Genomic DNA, 24,759 nt, shown 5'->3' with positions numbered 1-24,759 from the left:
GGAATAAATGAGAATAATGTACAAGGCATTTTTAATGACTTTATTTTTAGGAGTCATTTTTACAAACACTAAAGCTCAATCAGAATTAGTTGTTGAGTGGGCTGATGCAAATGGAGATGTTGTTGTTAATGCATTATATGATGCTATTACAAATGATACACTAAGACCAGATGACCGTGTATATAAATTACGTGCCGGCGGTTATTACTGGAATTCAGAAAGAATAGACAATAATGGTTTTCACTTAAGAATTATTGGTGAGGAACCAGATCCAACAGATGAATTAAAAAATCCAGCAGTAATTCAAATGATTGCAAGAACAGATGGCTCAACTACAGATGGAATAATAAGAGGTTATAGTGATATCACTCTTAAGAATGTTTGGATGACTGGCGCATTTGCTGGAACAGGTACTCAAACAACTTATCAGCCATTTCAAATGGATGCTACAAATAGTACTTTCATTTTTGACAATTGTATTTTCGATAGAAGTAATTTTGCAATGATTGCTTTTACAAATAGTGGAAATGATATTACCATTACTAATTGTAAATTCAGAAATTTAATTGGAAGACCCAGCACTCAGCAATGGGAAGGTAGGGGGGTTTCAATTTGGGCAGATCAAAAAAGTGTTGTAGTTGAAAACTGTACCTTTTTTAATTTAGGATTTACAGCTATTCAAATTGAAAGTGGAGCAGCAAAATATGTACGAATAGTTCATAATACATTTGTTAATGTTGGTAGAATTATATTACAATCTAGTTGGTGGAGAGATGCTTATATAGCCAATAACGTTATTGTAAATGGATTCTGGCATGCAGAAGGTTATATTGATTATACTAGTGCTGGTCGTGATCCCCGCGGTAATTTCCCAGGATATTTTAATATATCTGCACTTCCATCTATGTACGGACCAGAAGAAGGACGTCGCTTCTTATTAACAAATACTTCCGCATATACTGCACCCGAATTTACTTCATATTATGCTGATTCATTATTAGTTGGTAAATATATTGGTGTTCCAGCAAAAGAGGATTTCATTGATAAATATGAAACGATGAGAATATTTGATACATTATGGGTTGATCCAGGTATGCCGACAAATACGACTGAAAATTATCCCAATATGATCCAAAATATTCAGGATTTAAGAGCAGGAATTACACCCGCTCATGAATGGTTCTGGAATCTACCAGTTTTTGAAGGCGTTGAATGTTATGAATGCGTAAGCTGGCCATTACCAGAAAACTTTAAGTACACAAATACAAGTTTGATGACTGCAAGTACAAATGGATTACCTTTAGGAGATTTAAACTGGTTCCCAGAATCTAAAGCTATTTGGGAAGCAAATCATGATGAGTATGTTTCATATATCGAAAGTCTTGCAGGTGAAGTTATAAATTATGATTTAGTTGATGAAGCTCAAGCTGAAGATGGAACTTTAACAAATGGTGCTGAAGTTGAAACTGCTCAAGGTTTATCATATTATGAAATGAATTCTGGATTTATTGAATGGACTTTTGATGTTGCAGAAGCTGGACAGTATGATATTAATTTGTATGTTAATCTTAAGGGACGAGGAACCAGTGGTGTAAATTTCTTTGTTAACGGATTTGAAATACATGATCCAAGAGGTTGGGGACAGTATGTATTTGGAAATGATGGAGCTAATACAACCGTTAATGCCGGGTTTGATATAAATAATTGGGGATGGTGGTTAGTAAAACAAGAGGAAATCAAAGAAGTAATTGATAATCCATCATTAACACCATTGTATCTAAATGCTGGTACAAATGTGATTCAAATTAAAGCTTCATGGTGTGATAATAAATTTGGTGGTTTTGAGCTCAGAAAAGCTGGAACTACTGATGTTGTACTATCTCTTAAGGGTGCTGATGTAACTGCATATTCTGTTGCTAAACCAGTTCTAGAAGGTGCTGCTTGGGCTCCACAATGGTTTAAGTCAGTTGCATTGAATGGTGGAAGTGCAACAGTTAATTTTAATGCTCCTACTGATGGTGATTATGTTATTCAGGCGTTTTATCAAAATTATAACGGTCCTTCAACTGGTAATGTTCTCGTTGATGGTACAGTTGCAGTATCATTTGATTATAATTCAGATCCAGATTCAGTTGGGTTATCAGGTTTATCTACTGCATTTCCATTAACTGCAGGAACACATGCGATAGGATTATCCGGCACTGGTGTAAACTTGGATTTAGTACAATTGATTAAAAAATCAGTCGCTGTTGGTATTGAAGAAGAAATGCTTCCAGAAGGATATTCATTAACTCAAAATTATCCAAACCCATTTAATCCAAGTACCCAAATAAATTTTTCAATTGGAAAAGCTAATAACGTAAAATTATTTATATATAATGTTTTGGGTCAAAAAGTTGCCACACTATTAAATAAGAATTTAAAAGCTGGTACACATACTGTAAACTTTAATGCTCATAATCTTAGTTCTGGTGTTTATTTCTATGGTATTGAAGCAGGAGAATTTAAGCTTTATAAAAAAATGATGTTACTAAAATAGTGCCTCCCACTAGGTAATGTAATAAGGTGATTAGCACTGAAAATTTGTTAATCACCTTTTTTATTTTTAAATAATTTTTTTTAGTAATTTAAAACAATCTTTACAAATCTTAAGTTTTGCAATTGTATAATTTTTATTAGAGAAGATGATTAGAATAAAACAAAAATGGGGTTTTACATTTCTATTTTTTATCGCACTAATTTATGTTATTATTTTTTTATTAGGCATATCAACTTCACATGAAGGCATAACAGAAATTTATTTTGCTGATAGAATTACAAAAGCTCATAAAATATTAATTGACCGTTATAATGATCTTAATAAAGGCAAAATAAAAGTTATCCCAATTGATTTTTCTAATTTTGATTTTAGTACAAATGATAGAAAAGAATTACTTGCAAGATCGCTTAGAGGAAGAGGAGATGGAATTGATCTGCTTGCTGTTGATATTATTTGGGTTCAAAGATTTGCAAGATGGTGCGAACCTTTAGATAATTATTTCACAAAAGAAGAAAAGGATAAACTTCTTGATGTAACTATGCAATCATGTTATTATGAAAATGATTTAGTTGCTGTGCCGTTTGATATTTCGCTGGGGTTAATTTATTATCGCGATGATATAATAAAATCTCTCCCAAATGGAAATAAAATTCTATCTTCATTGGCAAATATTACTTGGGAAGAATTTATTGAAATTGGACATTCTCTTGAAATTCAAAATCCTTTTTACATATTTCCCGCTGCTGATTACGAAGGATTAATTTGCGTTTTCATGGAACTGCTTTATAGCATTCAACCAAATTATTATGAAAAATACAAATTTAATTTAAATACTAATGAAGCGAAAAAAGCATTATCCCTACTTGTAGATTTTGTTAACAAATTTAATTTATCACCCAAACAAGTAACTGAATTTACTGAAGTTCCAAGTTATTCATACTTTCTAAAAAATGATGGTATTTTTATCAGAGGTTGGCAAACTTATAGAAAAGATTTTGAAGATTCTCCATTCGATATTGAAAAAGAAAAGAATCTAAAAACTATGCAAATACCTAACTTCAAAAACGGAAAAAGGACATCAACTTTAGGTGGATGGAATTTAATGGTTTCAAAATTTTCTGAACATAAAGAAGAAACAGTTGATTTCATTAAATTTCTGTTAAGTGAAAGTTCTCAAGAAGTAATTTATGATCAAGCCGGATTTGCGCCGGTTATTAAGAAATTTTATACAGATGAAAATTATCTTCAAAAATATCCGGAAATAGTAAAGCTTAAAAAAATTTATGATACCGGAATTTTTAGACCAGCACACCCGGAATACACAAAGTTCTCAAAAATTATGGCTCACTATTTTACTCTTGCAATAAAAAATAAAATCTCTGTTGAACAAGCTTTAACAATGGCAACGCAAGAAATACTTTATGATAAAATGCTTGATAAATAAGTGTTGTGCGAATGTTAAAAAATAAAATCAAAAATAAATTTTCCAAATATAGATTTGAAATTAGGCACATTACAATTTTTTTTATTGTACTTATTATGTTTCAAATTATTTTAGCTTTTATACAAAAATCTTCGCTTAACCAATATCTAAACGAAACTCAAAATTGGTATCAAAAACACTCTGCTGAAAGATTGGCAATAATTACATCAACAAGTATGGAATTACTTTTTGAAAATCTTATTCAACAAAAATTTTTGAATGATCTTGAAGAAAGAAAAATCATATCATCGTTTAATGTTATTGTTAAGCAGCAATTATTGCAGAAAAGTGTAAATGATATTTTTTTAATTCTGATTAAAGAAAATAAACTTTATATAATTGACTCCGGTAGCGAACTTCACAATTTTCTCAGGAATAAACTGGAACCGTTTGAAATAAACAAAAACAAATATACAGAAGAGGTAAGTTTATTTCTTCGTCATAAATCCGCAATGCAGAAAAATGAAATTATTTATAGTGAACTTCATAATAATGAAACATTTAATATATTAGTTCCTTTTGTACCGGATGGAGAATATTTAGGAGTTATGTTTATGAAAATTACTCCTAATTTTAATTTTATAACAAATGAAGTTGCAAAAAATTTTGATAATATTTCAATCATCTATTCCATATTAATTTTCATTGGTCTTCTCGCAATATTTTTGGTTTCATCCCAAGCAGTAAAAGAAAGAAATGAAGCTAGACAAAAACTGTTTGAAGAACATGAAGAAAATATTAAGAATCAAGTACGCGCTGAAAAAGAATCTTTGTTTACAAAAAGAATTTACCATACACATCATAAAGCTGAAAAAATAATTGGTTTTATTAAAGAAGACGTAAGAAGTGCCAACTCAGAAAATATTAATGAGTTAAAGAAAAAAATAATTACTTATTCAAATTTTATATCAAGAATAATTTATGATATGAAATGGTATGATCAAGCAATAAATACAATAATAAATCCAATGTTTAGAACGGATATAAATCAAGCAATTCAATTTATTATAGATAATATATTCTTAAGAATCAGTAGTAAAAATGATATGTTTGAATTTAAAGTAAATTTGGATGAGCGAATTCCCAAAGTTCATGTAAATGAATTTATAGTATGGGAAATAATTGAACCGCTTATTCAAAATAGTATTGATCACGGGAACAAAAAATTTATTAACATTTGTGTTTTAACAAATTATAATGTGGAAAATAATTTGACTACCATCATTATTGAAGATGACGGAGTTGGAGTTGAGAATGAATTATTACAAATTAGTGAGCAAGGAATAAAAAATATCTTTCTCGAAAACAAAACCACAAAAAAAATGGAAAATACAAATTCCGGCTATGGTTGCTATATTGCGTATCAAATGGCTGTTCAAAGATGTGGATGGAATTTAGATGTAAACAATAAAAAAGAAGGCGGATGTATTTTTACAATTAAAATTAAAAACTGAGGAATGAATGTCGGAAAAACCAAAGATAAATATTTTGCTTGTTGAAGATGAAGAATTTGATGTTAAGAGAGTTAAAAATACTTTGCGATATTATGAAAATAGATTATTTGTTGATAAAGTAGTTTCTAACGGCAAAGCTGCAATTGAATACATTAAAGAATTTCCGGATCGATTTGACGTTGTTATTCTTGATTATCAAATTTCCGGCGGGTGGAAAGGTGAAGAATTAATTCAAAAAATTAAAGAATGTGATCGGTTTATTCAAATAATTGTAATTACAAAAATGACAATTAACATAACGGATTATAATTTTGCTAACAGCCTTATAAAATCGGGAGCATATTGGTATTGTACAAAATTTCCGGGGAATATTGAAGAATATATTTATCAGCCAACGGATTTTATTTTGAGCATTTTTAATGCTTATGAAAAGAAAAAATTAGAGAAACAGAAAAGTAAATCAGATACAAGATTAAACAAAAATATTGAGTCCTTACTTGAATCGAAAAAAATTATTGGTGAATCAACTCCAATGATTGAATTAAGAAGCATGATTAAAAAATATGCAATGAGTGATGCAAATGTTTTAATTAGTGGAGATTCCGGAACCGGTAAAGAATTAGTTGCATGGAATATTCATTTAAATAGTAAAAGAAAACATGAAAATTTTGTTCCAATAAATTGTGGAAGCATCCCCGGTGAATTGCTGGAGAGCGAATTGTTCGGTTATCAAAAAGGTTCATTTACCGGAGCATCATCAAATAAACAAGGACTTTTTGAAATTGCGGATCATGGCACACTTTTTTTAGATGAAGTTGCAGAACTTCCTTTATCTGCTCAAGTAAAATTACTTCGTGTAATTCAAGAAGGCGAAATAGAAAAAATTGGTAGAACTAATAAAATATCTGTAAATGTTAGAATAATTGCTGCTACAAATAAAGATATAATAAATTGTGTAAGCGAGGGATCATTCCGAGAAGATTTATACTATAGACTTAATGTTGTTCCAATAGATGTTGTTCCTTTAAAATATCGTGGTAGAGATATCCTTGAATTGTTTTATCATTTCCTTGAATATTTTGCTGATGATTTGGAAATCCCAATGCCAAAACTTGACCTTGAAGCCGAAGAAATTTTGTTAAATTATAAGTGGCCCGGAAATGTTAGAGAATTAAGAAATGTTGTACAAAGATTAGTATTAAATACACAAGGTAATATAACTGCAAAGGATATAAGCAATCCGATGATTTTAAGAAATCATAGATTTATTAAGGAAAATAGAAATTTAGACAGCATAAATTTTGATAGAATTGTTCCGTTAAAAGAAATTGAAAAAGAATTTAGAGTAAAATACATCTCATATGTAAAAAGTATTTCTAATTCAGACTCAAGTGCTGCAGAAAAATTAGGATTGGCTCCATCAAACTTTTACAGAATGTGTAAAGAATTAGGATTAAAATAAATATATTTAAATGAATTTTGAGGATAATTAAAATGAAACAATATTTTCCACATGAAAACCGATATGAAAAAATGAAATATAACAGATGCGGAAGAAGCGGATTGAAACTTCCGGCAATATCTTTAGGGCTTTGGCACAATTGGGGTGGTTTTGATAATTTTGAAAATAGTAGAGAAATGTTAAGAACAGCTTTTAATTTAGGAATTACACATTTTGATTTGGCTAATAATTATGGTCCTCCATATGGTTCAGCAGAAGAAAATTTTGGTCAAATGTTCAAAAAAGATTTTTCAAATTTAAGGGATGAACTAATTATTTCAACAAAAGCCGGATGGGATATGTGGCCTGGTCCATATGGTAATTTTGGTTCGAGAAAATATTTAGTCGCAAGTTTGGATCAGAGTTTAAAAAGAATGGGCTTGGATTATGTGGATATTTTTTATCATCATCGTCCGGATCCCGAAACACCGCTTGAAGAAACAATGGGAGCATTAGATTTTATTGTAAAAAGCGGTCGTGCACTTTATGTTGGAGTTTCTCAATATAGTGCTGAATTAACACAAAGAGCTTATCAAATTCTGAAAGATATGGGGACAACACTTTTAATTCATCAACCAAATTATAATATTTTTGATAGATGGATTGAAAATGGATTGACAAATGTTTTAGATGAAAAGGGAATTGGCTGCATTCCGTTTTCACCCTTAGCACAAGGAATTTTAACAAATAGATATTTGGACTCAATTCCAAGTGATTCTAGAGCTGGGAAAAAATACGGCTATTTGAAAAAAGAGCAATTAACCGAAGTAAAAATGAACAAAGTAAAATTGCTAAATGAAATTGCAATAAATAGAAATCTGTCTCTTGCTCAAATGTCAATTAGCTGGGTTTTAAATAATAAATCTGTTACTTCAGCTTTAATTGGTGCGAGTAAACCTGAACAAATTTCTGAAATTGTAAATGTAATTAGTCAAAATAATTTAAGTGAAAATGAATTAAAACAAATTGATGATATTATAAATAATTAGTTTTATAATATTCTTATTTAATTAAAATCATTTTTTTTGTTTGATGAAAATTACCGGAGTTTATTGTGTAGAAGTAAACTCCATTGGAAAGATTTGAGCCATCAAATTCAATTGTATAACTTCCTGCAAATTTATTTTCACTTACTAAAGTTGTTATTTCACTTCCGAGAATATCATAAATTTTTAAAGTTGTAAATCCTTCTTTTTTTAGAGAATAATTTATAATTGTTGTTGGGTTAAAAGGATTTGGATAATTTTGTGACAATAAATATTCTGCTTCTATTAAATGATAGTGATTATCAATATTACTTAGGAAATCATATGTTAATATTATTGATGGATCACCAAAAATATTGATTTTTCTTTTCAAATTAAAACTGAAATTAGAGTAGGAATTATTTATTAAAATTTCACCTATTGAAATTCCACTATATAATTCACCCCAAATCTTACTCAAATATTCGGTAGTTTCATTTGCATATACTGCTCCAACTGGGTTAATTGCCGCTAAAGCACCATTTTCAGAAATGATAAGTTTGTTAAGCATGCTATTTTGATCTTTTGTTGAAAATTCTTGCCCACTTAGAAATGAAGTAAAAAACGGCATGGAGTTATTATTTAATTTTTCAATATCTAAATATGTAAATAATGATTCATGAGTAAAAATTTCATTGTTTGCATGCCCACTAAAAAAAACTGCTGAAACACCGGATGTTATTTTTTCAATAATAGTCTGTTTATTTCCAAAATACTTGGATGTATCAATGGGAATAATGAATTCTTTATTTAAAAAATTGGGTAAGTTATTTGCTACATTTTTGGCAAGATTGACAAATATTTGTCCATCAAAATTGTTACCACTTTGTTCGTCATCAGTTATAAACAAAGTATTTTTTTGCCATTCATGAGTCTCTAATAAATTATCGTAAGAAATCACTTTATTGAAATAATTAATAGCTTCGTTCGAATTAGAAGCAGATAGTCTTCCAATTGCAAAATTTAACTTAGTTGAATCTGAACTTTGCTTATCAATTCCGTAATAAAAATCTGAATATGATGTATCATTAAAATTTGGGAAATCTATTGAATTAAATTTGAAATTAGGAATGCTATCAAGGTTAGCTACAATAAAAAAGTATTTTGGGTTTGGTGATTTCCAATTCTTAGTAAAACTTATGAAGTCTCTAAAATTTTCTTGGACTGTTTGGTAATTTGAAAATTCATTTAAAATTTGCTCATTGGTTGTTACTAATACTGAAAAATTATTATGTTTTTGTTTATGTAATTTGAATGATTCACATTCATTTAGTAAGCTATTAAGAGTAATGATAACATAGTCATATTGATTGTTTGTATTTCTTAACGAATCATTTTTAGCAATAATATGTAAAGAAAGAATTATAAATAGCAAAACGGACTTTTTCATTTTAACCTCAATCTTAATATTATAAAGATGATTAATACAAAATAATAATATTGAAAATATTTAAATTGATAAAGTCAATTTAAAATGACCATTTGTTTGAAGCTATTTAAGTAGAATCATTTTTTTTGTTTGGTGAAAATTACCGGAGTTTATTGTGTAGAAGTAAACTCCATTGGAAAGATTTGAGCCATCAAATTCAATTGTATAACTTCCTGCAAATTTATTTTCATTTACTAAAGTTGTTATTTCACTTCCGAGAATATCATAAACTTTTAAAGTTGTAAATCCTTCTTTTTTTAGAGAATAATTTATAATTGTTGTTGGGTTAAAAGGATTTGGATAATTTTGTGACAATTCAAATTCATTTTTTACAATATTAATATTTTCTTCTATTTTTGTAATTCTCGGTAAATTTTCTTCAATCCATGTTATTCTTCTGCCAATCCATCCTTTTAATATTACTATTTCTTCTTCATATGTATTTGAAGTTATTACTCCATTCCATTTTTCAAAATTTCTGATCCTTGCTTCTTCTATGAATGAAACAAGACTATCAATTGTAGCAAATAAACCATCGTATGATAAAGTAGTTTCTCTTAAACTATACCATCGCAGAGAAATTTTTTCTTCAAATTTATCATGTTCAAATAATTTATTCCACCAAAATGGAACTCTAAAACCATCATATGGATAAACATAACTGTAATTTACTTGCCAGCCATCCGATCTATACAAATCTTCTTCATTCCATGCATCACCAAATGTTAAGTTAAAATCCCAAATTGGACCTGCAATAAGTTTTGAATTTTTACTATCCTTATCTTTATATAAATATGAGCTTAATCTATATGCATCAACATTTTTACAAAATTCATTAATTATAAAATGATCAACAAATGAATCGACATCAATAAATTCATCATAATTAGAAGTATTGGAAAACATCATTTCTTCAAAATCAAAAAAATAATTTTGGATATAATTTTTTTGTAATTCTGTAATGTCATCCGGTTTGGGATAATGATATTGATAAGGAGTTCCATACTGAGAATACCAAAAATCGATATTTTCGCCATCCATTTTATCTATTTTTACTATATAACCACCGGTTAAATCATCGCCTAAAGTATCATTTTCGGTAAGTTCAGAAATGTTAATTCTATTTTTATCGCGTTTAACAGTTTCAAGTAAAATATAAAGCCCTTGATATTCATTATTAAGAATCAATTCACAAAAAACTGATCTGCTTGCATATCTTCCTAATTTATTTGATAAACCATACGCAAGATAATTTCTGATTAATGTTTTATCATTATATGGTCCATTTAAAATCCAATCATTTTCTTTCGGCAATCCGCATAATGAAACATTTAGGTTTTCACCAATAGAATCAATAGTTTCAAATCTATATTGCTTTTTGGGATATGCCATTGATGAACTTCCGCGTAGTTCAATTGCGATATTTCCATCGTAATCATTAAATACATCACTAAGATAATTTCTATTATTTGGTCCGTTAAAAATTATTCCCATTTCTGCATTAATTCTATTTTCATCAACTATTTCATTTCCACCAGTATTGATAACAATTACTGGCAAATTTGAAGAAGTAAAATTTACTTTCGTTGGTGAAAAATTGCCGACTTTTTCTTGAGCATGAATTTTAATTTGACAAAATAAAATTATTATTAGGATAATAATTCGTTTTAAACAAATAGTGGTATTAGATTGAATTGACATATTTAATCACAAAGAATTTTAGGAAAATGATTTGTAAAACTACTTTAAATTTTATATCAAAAAAATGAAAATTATTTTAATAAATTTTTGATATTTCTTTCGTTATATATTATCGAATCGTTTTCAATTTCATCAAACTTTTAATTCACTGAAAAGATGTGTAATTTTATAATATAAAGTAATTTTAATCAAACCAATTCAATAATTAGTAGGATTATTAAATGGCGAACGACAAAATAATTTGGACGAAAATTGATGAAGCTCCGGCTTTAGCAACATATTGCTTACTTCCAATTGTGCAAGCTTTTACAAAAGGAACTGGAATTGAAGTTGAAACAAATGATATTTCTTTAGCCGGAAGAATAATTGCAAACTTTCCGGAAAATTTAACGGATGAACAAAAAATTCCGGATTTCCTAACCCAGCTTGGTGAACTAGCCAAAACTCCGGAAGCAAATATTATTAAATTGCCAAATATAAGTGCTTCAATTCCTCAGCTTCAAGCTGCAATAAAAGAACTGCAAGAAAAAGGTTACAATATTCCAAATTATCCAGAAGAACCAAAGAATGATGAAGAAAAAGAGCTTCAAAAAAGATTTTCAAAAGTTTTAGGATCAGCAGTAAATCCGGTTTTACGTGAAGGAAATTCTGATAGAAGAGCATCCACTTCAGTAAAAAAGTTTGCGCAAAAATTTCCTCATAAAATGATGAAACCTTGGCCGCAATCCGGTTCAAAAACCCGAGTTGCTCATATGAACGAAAAAGATTTTTTCGAAACAGAAAGATCATTAACAATTGAAAAACCAATAAATGTTAAAATTGAATTTATTGATGAAAATGGAAATTCGAAAATTCTAAAAGAAAAGTTATCTTTGTTGAATGGCGAAGTTATTGATATAGCGGTGATGAATGTTAGTGCATTAAGAAAATTTTATGCTGAACAAATTGAAGAAGCAAATAAAGATAATGTTTTACTTTCACTTCACCTAAAAGCAACAATGATGAAAGTTTCTGATCCGATTATGTTTGGTCATGCAGTTTCAGTTTACTATAGATCAGCTTTGGAAAAACACGCTAAAACATTAAAAGAAATTGGCGCAAACGTAAATAACGGATTGACAGATGTTTTAGAAAAATTAAATAAACTTCCGCTTGAAAAGAAAACAGAAATTGAAAATGATATAAATGAAGTATATAAGTATCAACCTCAATTGGCAATGGTTGATTCCAGAAATGGCAAAACAAATTTGCATGTTCCAAATGATGTAATTGTTGATGCTTCAATGCCTAATGTTGTAAGGGACGGCGGTAAAATGTGGAATAAAAATGATGAACTTCAAGATTGTATTGCTATGATTCCGGATAGATCTTATGCAACAATGTATAACGTAATAATTGAAGATGCAAAAGTTAACGGTCAGTTTGATCCCGCAACAATGGGAGCTGTTTCTAATGTTGGATTGATGGCACAAAAAGCGGAAGAATATGGCTCACATGATAAAACTTTTCAAGCTTCAAATAATGGAAAAATACAAGTTGTTGATTTTGAAGGAAATGTTTTTCTCGAACAAAAAGTTGAATCCGGTGATATTTTTAGAATGTGTCAAACTAAAGATGCCGCAATAAAAGATTGGGTTAAATTAGCCGTGAACAGAGCAAAAACTTCAAATACCCCAGCAGTATTTTGGCTGGATGAAAATAGAAGTCATGATAGTGAAATAATTAAAAAAGTTAAAAATTATTTAACAGAACATAATACTGAGAACCTAATCATCAAAATTCTTAAGCCTCAAGAAGCAATGAAATTTACACTAGATAGAACTAGAAAAGGTTTGGATACAATATCTGTAACGGGAAATGTTCTTAGAGATTATTTAACAGATCTTTTCCCAATTTTGGAATTAGGAACAAGCGCTAGAATGTTATCAATTGTTCCACTGCTAAATGGCGGCGGACTTTTTGAAACTGGTGCCGGTGGCTCAGCTCCAAAACATGTACAGCAATTATTAAAAGAAAATCATCTGAGATGGGATTCGCTTGGCGAGTATTCGGCGTTGGTTCCGTCACTTGAATCAATTGCACAAAAATCTGGAAATAAAAAAGCAGAAATCCTTGCTGAAACTCTTGATATTGCAATTGGTAAATATTTAGAAAACGGGAAAATGCCATCAAGAAAAGTAAATGAAATGGATAATAGGGGAAGTTCATTTTATTTATCGATGTATTGGGCTGAAGCGCTTGCTCAGCAAAATTCAGATTTGGAAATTAAACAGAAATTCGAAAAAATTTCGAAAGATTTATTTGAAAATGAAATTAAAATTGTTGAAGAATTAATTTCGGTTCAAGGAAAAGCTGCAAATATTGGCGGTTATTATCTACCGGATGAAAAATTAACAATGAATGTTATGAGACCTAGTAAAACATATAATTCAATAATCGATTCTATTTAATTTAGCGGAGATATTGTTCTTCATTTTATATTTTAAAGAATTTTACAATTTTATTTTATTGAGCTATTGAATCCGTCTATTGGCGGATTCAAAATATTAATTAGTATAACGCCAAATATAATTCAAATATTAAAAATGAATATTTGTTTAAAAGTAAAACAAATAATTTTAAAGGAAGATGTATTAGCCTTTAAAAATTTGATAGAATTTTTGAAATTTACAAATTGTAAAAAAGAAGCGGAAATTCGTTCGATGTTCTTTTCTTGCGGAATGACTCCGGGAAAATATGATTTATTAAAGCAAGAAGTATTGAATCGAAATTTGTAAAATGGCAAGCAAATTATTTTGAAAAATTCTTTTCAGGATAAAAATAAAGCTAAATTTCATTTTATTTATGAATAGTATTGTATTAAATTAAGCGTGCTATTTTAGTTATTGATAAACTGCTGATATATTTTTGTTAAAAGGAGTGAATGTTTATAAAAGATAAAAAATTAGTTTTAATATGGATTTCTTTTTTTCTAATATTTTATATAAATAATTTTTTTGCTCAAACAGCCACTATAAAAGGCGTAGTTGTTGATTCAACATCAAAAGAAATTTTACCTGGCGCAAATATTTTATTAGAAGAAGTAAATGTTGGTGCTGCTACTGATAAAGACGGAAAATTCTTAATTAAAAATCTTCAACCCGGTAACTATAAATTAACAACTTCTTATGTTGGTTATCAAGAAAATGTTTTACATCTCAATTTAAAAGTAAACCGAACAGTTGAATTAGTAATAAAATTAAAACTTGAAAGCATTGAAAGTAAAACAGTAACTGTCATTGCTCGTGCAAACAGTTCAATTGATGCAGTAAATAAGCAACTTTCTTCAGAACAAATTAAGAATATAGTCTCTGCAGATAGGTTGCGAAAATTGCCAAGCGGTAATGCTGCAGAAGTTGTCTCAAGAGTTCCTGGAGTAACTTTAATTCGCAGTGGCGGTGAAGGCGCAGAAATTGTTATCAGAGGATTAGCTCCGCAATATAATCAAATAACAATTGATGGAATTCAACTTCCACCCAATATTGCAGTAAATGGGGAATATACTCAATCAACTTTAGTTGGAGATAGATCAACAAATTTAAGTATGATATCTTCTGGAATTCTAGGTGGAATAGAAGTTATTAAATCAATTACACCGGATATGGATGCAGCTGTATTTGGCGGAGTTGTTAATTTTGATTTAAAGAAAGCAGCATTTGATAGTACAAATTCTCCTTCATTTGAATTCTTAACTCAAGGCGGTTATAATTCCATAGAAGATAATTATAATAATTATAGATTTTCAGGAACGATTCATCAACGCTTTTTTTCTCAAAACCTTGGATTTTTTATTCAAGGATCGGTTGAAAATAGAAATCCTGGTGGAAATACTTTAGGAGCAAATTATAATTTAACTGATAAACTTCACGGCGATTTAGGCATTCCAGACCTAACAAATGTTCAATTAGGTGATTATCAAACAAATTATGATAGAAAAGATTTAACATCAGTTTTAGATTTTGAACACAATTCTGGAGAAGTACAATTTAAAAATCTTTTTTCTAAGTATGATATTAAAAGAGAATTCAGAGGAGAATCGCTTAATTCAAATGGAATTACCTATTCTGCAACTGATATTAAAGATGAATTAATTTCAATTGTCAACATATTAAACGTAAATCAGAAAATTCCATATTTAAAAATGGATTTAAAAATTGCTCATGCATATTCAGAAAGCAATTCTCCCAAAAATCTATCTATTTATTTTAATCAAAGATATAATTTTGGTAACATAACCCGATTAACCCCAAAAATATTAGTATCCAAAGTTATTCCAAACGATAATGCAAGATACAGCGGAATATCAGATAATTCTAATATAGTGAAAGATAGAACTTGGACTGCAATGGCAGATTTTACTTCTGATTATTATGTATCTGATATTTTTACAGCTTATTTTAAATTTGGAGGAATGTTCCAAAATCGTGAAAGATTATATAATTTCGATCTATGGTCTGGACCAGCATCAACTCCTTCAGTTACAATATCTCAAATTTTAAGAAGTTATTGGGGTACTCAAGAAAATAGTAATTCTGTTATAAGAAATTTTATTGATAATGATTATTCATTTGGCGATTATTTTGATGGTGAATATTCAATTTATTATCCTGTTGATATTAAACTCTCTAATTTAATTTATGATAATTTTTGGTCGCCAACTCGCACCCTAAATGATGAATTTCGATCAACAATTCAAGATTATAATGGAACGGAAAATAGAAGCGCAGGATATTTTATGTCAAAAATTAATTTTGATGATTTATTGATTATACTGCCCGGTGTGCGCTTTCAGAATCTTGCAACATCTTATTTAGGATATAGAATTAAAATTACACTGCCACAAAATTATGATTATACAGTTGTAACCAAAGATGAAGAAAATGGATTTTGGCTACCAATGTTACATTTAATCTACAAGCCATTATCATGGTTTCAGATGCATTTTGCGTATACAAATACATTGAATTATCCGCCTTATTCTGCAATTGTTCCAAGTTATACAATCGATCAAACATCAATTACTTATAACAATTATGCACTAAAACCTGCCACATCAGAAAATTTTGATTTGGTATTATCATTTTTTAATAATGAAATTGGTTTATTTTCAATAAATGGATTTAGAAAAAAAATTAAAAATTTAGTATTCTCAAATCAAACTTTTGTAACAGAATTTAGTGCTTACCCAGACTTACCACAAAATAGTAGTCAACTTTATACTTTTAATACACATATAAACAACCCAATTCCTATTGATATTTGGGGTATTGAAACTGAATGGCAAACACATTTTTGGTATTTACCTCAGCCATTTTCATGGATTGAATTTACAATAAATTACGCGCATATTTTTTCTAAAGCAGCATATCCAAAAGGTGAACTATATTTTGATTATCGAGAAGATGGATCTTACACAAAAAAAATAATTAATGAATTCTATGAATCAAGACTGTTGAATCAGCCTAATGATATTTTAAATTCTTCAATTGGAATTGATTACAAGGGATTTTCTAGCAGAGTTTCAGTTGTGTATATTGATAACATATTTCAGAAAGCAGATTTTTGGCTGCAGAATAGAGTAATAACAGATAAATCAGTCAGATGGGATATTTCACTCAGACAATCTATTCCTTGGATATATGCACAAATTTATCTTGATTTAATAAATTTAACCGGAACAAATGAAACCACTTTAAATGAAAAAACAAATTATCCAAAATCAATTTCAAGATACGGGATGTTTGGAAACTTTGGATTGAGGTTAAATTTGTAAATTAACTTAATCAAATTACGTTTCATTGTTAACAGTAAGAAAATTTCAATTAACTAACACAAAATTTGATGAATGTGTTATAATCTGCGGAAAGAGAGGGATTCGAACCCTCGGTCCGCAATATTGCGGACAACGGTTTTCGAGACCGCCGCATTCAACCGCTCTGCCATCTTTCCGAATTTTAACATATAAATTTACAAAAGAATAATAAAATATTTTTGTAATAATTTTCTAATTAAATAGAAGAATCATATATTTACAGTTTCAAAAAAGGAGAGGTGCAGGAGTGGCTGATCTGGCTACCCTGGAAAGGTAGTGTACTCGTAAGGGTACCGTGGGTTCGAATCCCACCCTCTCCGCCATTTATCAATAAAAACAACTACATACAGAATTGTTGTACAAATTCTTCACAAAACATCTTAATTTTAATTGTTAACAAAGAAATTCACATTAAGACTTATCGACTTTGGAAGATCACTAACTTATTGATGATGGTTACATAGATATTGCTTTTAGAAATCTCAAAATTGAGTTAGATTATCACGCAATGCTAAGCTCATTTAAACAATTACCTTTCGTTTCTAAATATCTCTTAAACCTAATTTATTACTTTAATTTTATATTATTTGTTCGAATGCATTAAAGCATGTTCGGAGGAATAATGGTAACAAAAGAAGCTATTGAATCAGCCTTAAATGCTTATTAACTTTGGAAAAATAGATTATTAAAAGCAGTTGAGGAAGGTAAATCTGAGTTTCAAGTTGTAGATGTTCAAAAAGACAATCTTTGTGATTTTGGAAAATGGCTTTACAGTCTTCCGGAAAAGGAAAAATCAACAGTTGATTTTTCCAATGTTAGGCAACTTCATGCGGAGTTTCATAAATGCGCGGCTTCTGTATTAGATTTAGCAGTCAATGGTAAAAAAGAAGATGCACTTAACAAACTAAATTATGATGGTGATTACAGTAAACATACTGGGAAACTTATTTTAGCACTTACAAGTTGGAAGAAAAAAATTTAAAAATATTTCTTAAAACTTTATTTTATATTAAAATAAAATACTAACTATCCGATAATGAATAAAATTTTTCGGGGGAAAAAATGTTATCGTTAGAAGCAATAAATTCTGCAATAAATAATCACGCACTTTGGAAACGTAAACTTGTGAATGCAATAGAAACAGGTAAATCGGAATTCTAAATTGCTTCCGTTCAAAAAGATAATTTATGTGAATTTGGAAAGTGGTTAGAAAGCTTACCTAATATGGACAAAAATAGTGATGAATATAAGAAAGTAACTGAGCTCCATACTGCATTTCATAAGACAGCTGCTGTAGTTCTTGATCTTGCATTAAAAGGTAAAAAAGATGATGCAAAGGAAGCGTTAAATTTTAATGGAATTTTTGGTGAAGTTTCATCAAGATTAGCAGTTGCACTTGGTAAATGGAAAAAGAATTTATAAAAAAAAAATTTTCTTTTAAGTAAGTCATTTATAGTATAACATAATTTTTATTTACAGATATAGTTTATTGAGTTGTATAATTTTTAAACTCATTTTCCTTGTTTTTTCCATCTCTTCATATTTGTGTTTATCTGCTATTTTCAAATATCTTTGTATCATTCTGTAAGTTTTAATCCGGATAATACTAATTATAACATACGGGTTCATTCCGTGTTCATAAGAGAGGCTAATAATCGATTTCTTTTCCGTATTGATACTAATAATTTCAAATTTTGGAAAATCTCTTAAATCCTCTCAATTCCTCAGAACTTTACTTTTAAAAGTATTATATGAAGTATTTTCTGTAAATCCATTTTCAGAAGTTCAAATTATGAATGTTCTAAAAAATAGAATTGTTTTACGTTGTATTATTCAACATATTCTTATTCTGAGTAGAGAACGGATAAAACTTTAAAAAAGCATCTCAATTTTTCCATTTTTAAGATTGGACATATCACAATATTATTTTGATTAATTATTATTTAGCAAAGTTTGATTATATTCGCAGTAATATTTTGTTTGAAATTTTATTAAAAAAATACTTCATATATAAATCTTTGTTGCGTTTCAATTTTTAATATTTAAAAGGAAATTTTAGTAATTATGGAGATACAAAATAAATCCTATTCCTTAGCAAAAGAAAAAATAAAAATACTATTACTTGAAGGTTTGCATGAAAATGCCCCGAACTTTTTTTTGGAGCATGGTTTCAGCAATATTGAGTATTTAATAAAATCTCTTGAAAAAGAAGAACTGATCGAAAAAATTAAAGATGTTCATATTATTGGAATTCGTTCAAGAACAAACTTAACGAGTGAAGTTTTAGCTAATGCTAAAAAACTGGTTGCAATAGGCTGTTACTCAATTGGAACAAATCAAGTTGATCTTGATGCTGCAAGACAATTAGGAATACCCGTATTTAATGCACCATTTTCGAATACAAGATCAGTTGCCGAATTAGTTATAAGTGAATGTATTCTTCTAATTAGAGGAATTCCAGAGAAAAATTTTAATGCACATATTGGAAAATGGGAAAAAGATTCATCAAATTCTTATGAAGTACGAGGAAAAAATTTAGGAATTGTTGGTTATGGACATATTGGTTCACAAGTTTCCATTCTTGCAGAAGCAATGGGAATGAATGTTTATTATTATGATATCACAAAAAAATTGAATTACGGAAACGTAACAGCTTGTTCAACTTTAGATGAATTATTAAAAGTATCTGATATTGTAACACTTCATGTTCCGGAAAATGAAACAACAAAAAATATGATTAGCGCGCGCGAGTTATCTTTAATGAAAAATGGAGCTTTTCTAATCAATGCTGCTCGGGGAACAGTTGTTAATCTAAATGATCTTTACAATTCATTGGAGCAAAAACATCTTGCCGGTGCTGCGCTTGATGTATATCCGGATGAACCAACATCAAACAAAGTTCCGTTTATTAATCCGCTGCAAAAATTTCAGAATGTGATTCTTACACCTCACATTGGAGGAAGCACTTTAGAAGCACAAGCAAATATTGCTCTGGAAGTTTCTGATAAATTAGTTCATTATTGCGATGTTGGTTCTTCAATTGGAGCAACTAATTTTGTACAGATTTCATTAACTCCAAATGTTGATCGTCAGAGATATTTACATATTCATAAGAATCAACCGGGTGTTTTAAATAAAATTACAAATGTATTTACATCACGAAATTTGAATATTGCATCACAATATTTACAAACCGATCCTTATATTGGTTATGTTATTATTGATATTGATAGTAAGAATTATTCAGATGATATTATTAGAGAACTGAAAGCAATTCCCGAAACTATAAAAGCAAGAGTGCTGTTATAGATTAAGAATTTTTTTTTAAGAGAAGTTTTAAAAGAAAATAAAAACCGCTGTAATATACAACGGTCTTTATAAACTAAAAATCAAATTAAGATGGAACTTCTGTTTTTAGCAAAACATTATTAATTGCTTCAATTAAGGACGCTTTTGGTAATGCACCTTGAGCCATTTGTGGTCTTTCATCTTTTGGACAAAATAGCAATGAAGGAATACTTCTAATTCCAAATACAGCAGCTAATTCTTGTTCAACTTCAGTATCAACTTTATAAACGTTTATTTTACCAGCATATTCTTTACCTAATTCTTCTAAAATTGGAGCTACCATTTTACACGGCCCGCACCAATCAGCATAAAAATCTATAATACATGGAAGTTCACCAGCATAATTCCATTCTTTATTTTGTTCATAGTTAAAAACTTTTTCCAAAAAAGTTTGTTTGGTTAAGTGCTCAGTCATATTTCTCCTTTTTTTAAATCATAAGATGTAAATAAAAATAAAAGGATTCATTCTATTTAAATAATATACCTATACTTAAAAATATTTTGTTGAAATATTTATTATTATTTTTGCTTGGAATAAAATCAATTTAATCTAAAACGCAAATGATAAAATTCATTATCTATATTTTCATCATATTTACATTTTTATCATTTAACAATTCTATAATTATTTTTCCTCAAAATAAAAATTTATCTGTAAATGATTTCCGTTTTATCAAAATTGGTATTGAAGAAGGCTTATCACAATCATCTGTTTTATCAATATTACAAGATAAAAAAGGCTATATGTGGTTTGGAACCGCAAATGGTTTAAATAGATTTGATGGTTATGAATTTGTAGTTTATAATAATATTTCAGAAGATTCAAATTCAATTTCTGATAATGAAATTACTTCAATGCTTGAGGATCGTGAAGGATTTTTATGGATTGGAACTTCGAAAGGAATGTTAAACAAATTTAATCCCAAAACCGAAAAGTTTGAACATTTTGATATTGCAAGCTCAAGTGATTGGTATTTAATTGATGAAGAAAAATTTTATAATTATCCGTTAACGCTTTCTAGAAATCAGAACAGTACAATTACAACAATAGATCAAGATAATGAAGGCAATTTATGGATTGGAACTTGGGGAAAAGGATTAATAAAATTCCATCCTAAAACAAATTTGAAGAAATATTTTTATCACTTCCCGAATAGAATAAATTCTTTAAGTTCAAATAAAATTGTAAAAGTTTATGCTGATTCAAAAGGAATTATTTGGGTTGGCACTTTTGGAGGAGGTTTAAATAAAATTGTTAACTTAGAAAATTCGCAAATTAAAATTTTCAACAAAAATATTTATCCAATTAACTTTACTAAAATTGGAGAAAAAATTACTTCCATTTCTGAAGATGAAAATAAAAATTTAATTGTTGCAGATTATTCAAACGGAGTTTACAAAATAACATCTTCATCAAAAGATCTTATGCCGAATCGTTGGATAATTTCTCAAATAAATTTTGGGAAAAGTTTTACAAATAATTCGCGAAATATTATGACCGTTTGTTGTGATTTGGAAAATAATTTATGGATTGGAACTTATGGGAATGGACTTCTGAGATATGATGAAAAAAATAAAACAATACTACAATTTTTATCATCAAAAAATCAAAACTCGTTAAGTGAAAATGAAATTCAATCAATTTATATTGATAAATCCGGTATTATTTGGGTTGGAACTCAACTTGGTAAAGGAATAAACAAAGTTGAATCGAACAAAAATTATTTTAAAACAATTCCGGTTTTATCAAATGAAAATAATTCTATTAACGATAATATAATTTGGTCAATCTACGAAGACAGCAAAAATTATTTATGGGTTGGAACTTATCGCGGCGGTTTAAATAAAATTGATTTACAAAAAAATATTTATAAATATTTTAGTGATAAAAAAACCGGTGATCTTCATATACGATCGATAGTTGAAGACTATAATGGAAATTTTTGGATCGGTACTTTTTCAAACGGTTTAACTTTTATTGATGAAAATAAAAATATATTTAAAAATTATAAAATGGGTGAGGGAAATAAAGATTTACAATCAAATCAAATTCAATCATTATTCCTTGATAAGGATTCAACTTTATTTATTGGGACTTTTGGTGGCGGCTTAAGTCAGCTTTCATTAACTGATTATTATAAGAATATAATTCCGGAATTTCGAACTTTTAAACATAATCCATCGGATATTTTCAGTTTAAGCGATGATAGAGTTTACTGTATTTACTCTGATAAAAAAAATCAAATTTGGATTGGAACTCACGGTGGTGGAATTAATCGTTTTGATAGAAATAAAGAAATTTTTACAAATTTTAGAGGTGAAAAAAATCAACCAAACAACTTCCGAATTATGAAAATTACGGAAACAAAAGATGGTAATTTTCTTATTGGAACTTTTGGTGAAGGATTGAGTTTGTTTAATCCAAAGGAAAAGGCTTTTATAAATATTAATAAAATTGCAAACTTAGATTGTAATGATGTTTATGGAATAATCGATGACAACAATAGTGGTTATTGGCTTAGCACAAATAACGGAATTTATAAATTAAATTATAATCTAAAAACTTTTGTTCGTTATGGTTTATTAGATGGATTACAAAGTTTGGAGTTTAACGGTGGTTCTTATTTTCATTCAAAATCCGGCTCTATTTATTTTGGCGGAATAAATGGTATAAATTATTTTGATCCTAATGAAATCCGGATTGATAATTATTCTGCACCTATTGTGATAACAAAAATTAAGCTGTTTGATAAAGAATTAAAAGGTGAGAAAAAAGAATTAGTTTTTGAAAAAGACGAAAATTATTTTTCTTTTGAATTTGCTTCTTTGGATTATAAAAAATCTGGCAAAAATAAATACAAATATATTTTGGAAGGTTTGGATGAACAATGGACTTTTACAAATTCTGAAAATAGAAAAGTTTATTACACAAATCTTGCTCCCGGTGAATATAAATTTATTGTAACCGGAACAAATAATGACGGAATTTGGAGTTCGCAATTTGCATCAGTAAAAATTACAATACTTGCTCCGTTCTGGATGCAATGGTGGTTTATTTCATTTCTAATTTTATTGATTGGCGGAATTATTACATTTTTTATTAACCAAAGAATTAAATACTTAATTGCAATGGATAAACTGAAATCAAAACTTTCAGCAGATTTGCATGATAATGTTGGAGCCGGTTTAACGGAAATTTCTATCTTAAGTGAGATAACTGCAACCGAAGTTTCAGATACTTCAAATGCAACAAAAAATTTAACAAAAATAAGCGAACTTTCTCGGCAGTTGGTTGAATCTATGAGTGATATTGTTTGGGTAGTAAATCCAAATAGAGATTCATTATATGATTTAATTGTAAGACTTAAAGATTCTTATTCGGAACTTTTGTACGAACTTGGAATTACTTTACAATCTTCAGATTTAGAAAAACTTGTAAATATTAAAATGCCGATGGATATTAGGCAAAATCTTTATTTAATTTTAAAAGAATCAATAAATAATTGTATTAAACACAGCAATTGTAAAAATATTAATTTGGAAATTAATTTTACCGGAAAAAACATGCTAATTAAAGTTCTTGATGATGGAAAAGGTTTTAATTTAAATTCTGAAATTCATGGAAACGGTCTGGCAAACATTAAACAGCGTTCCGATAAAATTGGATGGAAAGTTTCGATAAAATCTGAAATCGGAACCGGTACAAATGTTATTCTTGAAGGAAAAATTTAAAATGATAAATGTGGCAATAATTGAAGATAACGTAATAATTAGAGATGGATTATCAGCTTTAATAAACGGAACAAACGGATATAAATGTGTTGGTTCATTTGGTAATTGTGAAAATTTTTTAAATGAACTACCAAAGTTAGAAATTGATGTTGCATTAATGGATATTGGACTTCCGGGAATAAATGGAATTGAAGGAGTAAAAAAAGCACGAGAAATAAAGCCCGATTTAAATATTTTAATGCTAACAATCTATAAAGAAAGTAAAGTTGTTTTTGAAGCATTGTGCGCCGGAGCTTGCGGTTATTTAGTTAAAAATACGCCGCCAAGCAGATTATTAGATGCAATCAAAGAAGTTTATGAAGGCGGTTCACCAATGAGCAGCATGATTGCTCGACAAGTAATTTCAGTATTTCAGCAAAATACACAAGTAACAAAATTTACGGAAGATTACGGACTTTCTGATAGGGAAAAGGAAGTTCTTTTAAAATTATCTGAAGGAGATAATTATCAGCAAATTGCAGATTCACTTTTTATTAGTGTTGATACGGTTAGACATCATATAAGAAATATTTATAAAAAGCTTCATGTACATTCGCAATCGGAAGCAGTTGCAAAAGCTATCCGCAAAGGAGTTATCTAAAAACTACATAAATAGTGCAAAAATTTTTGCATCTTAATCGTTCTTCATAAAAAACC

Annotated in this window: 14 protein-coding genes, 2 tRNA genes and 1 pseudogene; 13 read left to right on the top strand and 4 right to left on the bottom strand. The window is 28.8% G+C overall.

From position 1 onward, the window contains the following. Positions 1 to 7: 7 nt before the first annotated feature. The 5 genes from IPM32_15950 (at position 8) to mgrA (ending at position 7,966) form a co-directional block, all read left to right on the top strand. Complete coding sequence (locus IPM32_15950; protein MBK8946745.1) at positions 8 to 2,539, top strand: T9SS type A sorting domain-containing protein; 2,532 nt, start codon at positions 8 to 10, stop codon at positions 2,537 to 2,539. Positions 2,540 to 2,684: 145 nt separating this feature from the next. After that, positions 2,685 to 3,983 carry an extracellular solute-binding protein gene (locus IPM32_15945; protein ID MBK8946744.1) on the top strand — a complete coding sequence of 433 codons (1,299 nt, stop codon included), beginning with the start codon at positions 2,685 to 2,687 and terminating at the stop codon, positions 3,981 to 3,983. An 11-nt stretch (positions 3,984 to 3,994) separates the two neighbouring features. Next, positions 3,995 to 5,476: an ATP-binding protein gene (locus IPM32_15940; GenBank protein ID MBK8946743.1), complete on the top strand. Its 1,482-nt coding sequence runs from the start codon at positions 3,995 to 3,997 to the stop codon at positions 5,474 to 5,476. Positions 5,477 to 5,483: 7 nt separating this feature from the next. Further along, the gene (locus IPM32_15935; protein ID MBK8946742.1) at positions 5,484 to 6,938 is read left to right on the top strand and encodes a sigma-54-dependent Fis family transcriptional regulator; all 1,455 of its coding nucleotides are present in this window, start codon (positions 5,484 to 5,486) and stop codon (positions 6,936 to 6,938) included. A 32-nt stretch (positions 6,939 to 6,970) separates the two neighbouring features. Continuing rightward, positions 6,971 to 7,966 carry an L-glyceraldehyde 3-phosphate reductase gene (gene mgrA, locus IPM32_15930; protein MBK8946741.1) on the top strand — a complete coding sequence of 332 codons (996 nt, stop codon included), beginning with the start codon at positions 6,971 to 6,973 and terminating at the stop codon, positions 7,964 to 7,966. A gap of 13 nt (positions 7,967 to 7,979) precedes the next feature. On the opposite strand, the gene IPM32_15925 is transcribed toward mgrA, so the two are convergent. Together IPM32_15925 and IPM32_15920 are read right to left on the bottom strand one after the other, a co-directional pair. After that, complete coding sequence (locus tag IPM32_15925) at positions 7,980 to 8,414, bottom strand: T9SS type A sorting domain-containing protein (GenBank protein MBK8946740.1); 435 nt, start codon at positions 8,412 to 8,414, stop codon at positions 7,980 to 7,982. Positions 8,415 to 9,494: 1,080 nt separating this feature from the next. Continuing rightward, entirely contained in the window at positions 9,495 to 9,929 is a 435-nt protein-coding gene (locus tag IPM32_15920) for a T9SS type A sorting domain-containing protein (protein MBK8946739.1), read from the bottom strand. A 1,424-nt stretch (positions 9,930 to 11,353) separates the two neighbouring features. On the opposite strand from IPM32_15920, the gene IPM32_15915 reads away from it, so the two are divergent. Then, entirely contained in the window at positions 11,354 to 13,582 is a 2,229-nt protein-coding gene (locus tag IPM32_15915; GenBank protein MBK8946738.1) for an NADP-dependent isocitrate dehydrogenase, read from the top strand. Between the two features lie 473 nt (positions 13,583 to 14,055). Then, positions 14,056 to 16,944, top strand: coding sequence for a TonB-dependent receptor (locus IPM32_15910; protein ID MBK8946737.1), 2,889 nt, complete (start codon positions 14,056 to 14,058; stop codon positions 16,942 to 16,944). Positions 16,945 to 17,031: 87 nt separating this feature from the next. Here IPM32_15910 and IPM32_15905 read toward each other — a convergent pair. Further along, positions 17,032 to 17,120 (bottom strand) — tRNA-Ser (locus tag IPM32_15905). A gap of 96 nt (positions 17,121 to 17,216) precedes the next feature. Between IPM32_15905 and IPM32_15900 the strand changes: the two genes are divergently transcribed. The 4 genes and pseudogenes from IPM32_15900 to serA all read left to right on the top strand — a co-directional run bounded on the left by IPM32_15900 (position 17,217) and on the right by serA (position 20,292). Then, positions 17,217 to 17,306, top strand: a tRNA-Ser gene (locus tag IPM32_15900). 347 nt (positions 17,307 to 17,653) lie between these two features. Beyond that, positions 17,654 to 17,965: pseudogene (locus tag IPM32_15895) on the top strand (CZB domain-containing protein). Positions 17,966 to 18,144: 179 nt separating this feature from the next. After that, entirely contained in the window at positions 18,145 to 18,405 is a 261-nt protein-coding gene (locus IPM32_15890; GenBank protein ID MBK8946736.1) for a CZB domain-containing protein, read from the top strand. Positions 18,406 to 19,047: 642 nt separating this feature from the next. After that, the gene (gene serA / locus IPM32_15885) at positions 19,048 to 20,292 is read left to right on the top strand and encodes a phosphoglycerate dehydrogenase (protein ID MBK8946735.1); all 1,245 of its coding nucleotides are present in this window, start codon (positions 19,048 to 19,050) and stop codon (positions 20,290 to 20,292) included. Between the two features lie 85 nt (positions 20,293 to 20,377). Here serA and trxA read toward each other — a convergent pair whose 3' ends face one another. After that, positions 20,378 to 20,746, bottom strand: a complete 369-nt coding sequence (trxA, locus tag IPM32_15880) for a thioredoxin (GenBank protein MBK8946734.1) — start codon at positions 20,744 to 20,746, stop codon at positions 20,378 to 20,380. A 146-nt stretch (positions 20,747 to 20,892) separates the two neighbouring features. Here trxA and IPM32_15875 point away from each other — a divergent pair, with 146 nt between their 5' ends. Both IPM32_15875 and IPM32_15870 read left to right on the top strand, forming a co-directional pair. Continuing rightward, positions 20,893 to 24,063, top strand: a complete 3,171-nt coding sequence (locus IPM32_15875) for a hypothetical protein (protein MBK8946733.1) — start codon at positions 20,893 to 20,895, stop codon at positions 24,061 to 24,063. A 1-nt stretch (position 24,064) separates the two neighbouring features. Further along, entirely contained in the window at positions 24,065 to 24,703 is a 639-nt protein-coding gene (locus IPM32_15870; protein MBK8946732.1) for a response regulator transcription factor, read from the top strand. The last annotated feature ends 56 nt before the right edge of the window (positions 24,704 to 24,759 follow it).

The organism is Ignavibacteriota bacterium, from assembly GCA_016716225.1.
In the GTDB taxonomy this organism is placed as follows: Bacteria; Bacteroidota; Ignavibacteria; order Ignavibacteriales; family Melioribacteraceae.
This window is presented reverse-complemented; position numbering and strand designations above follow the sequence as displayed.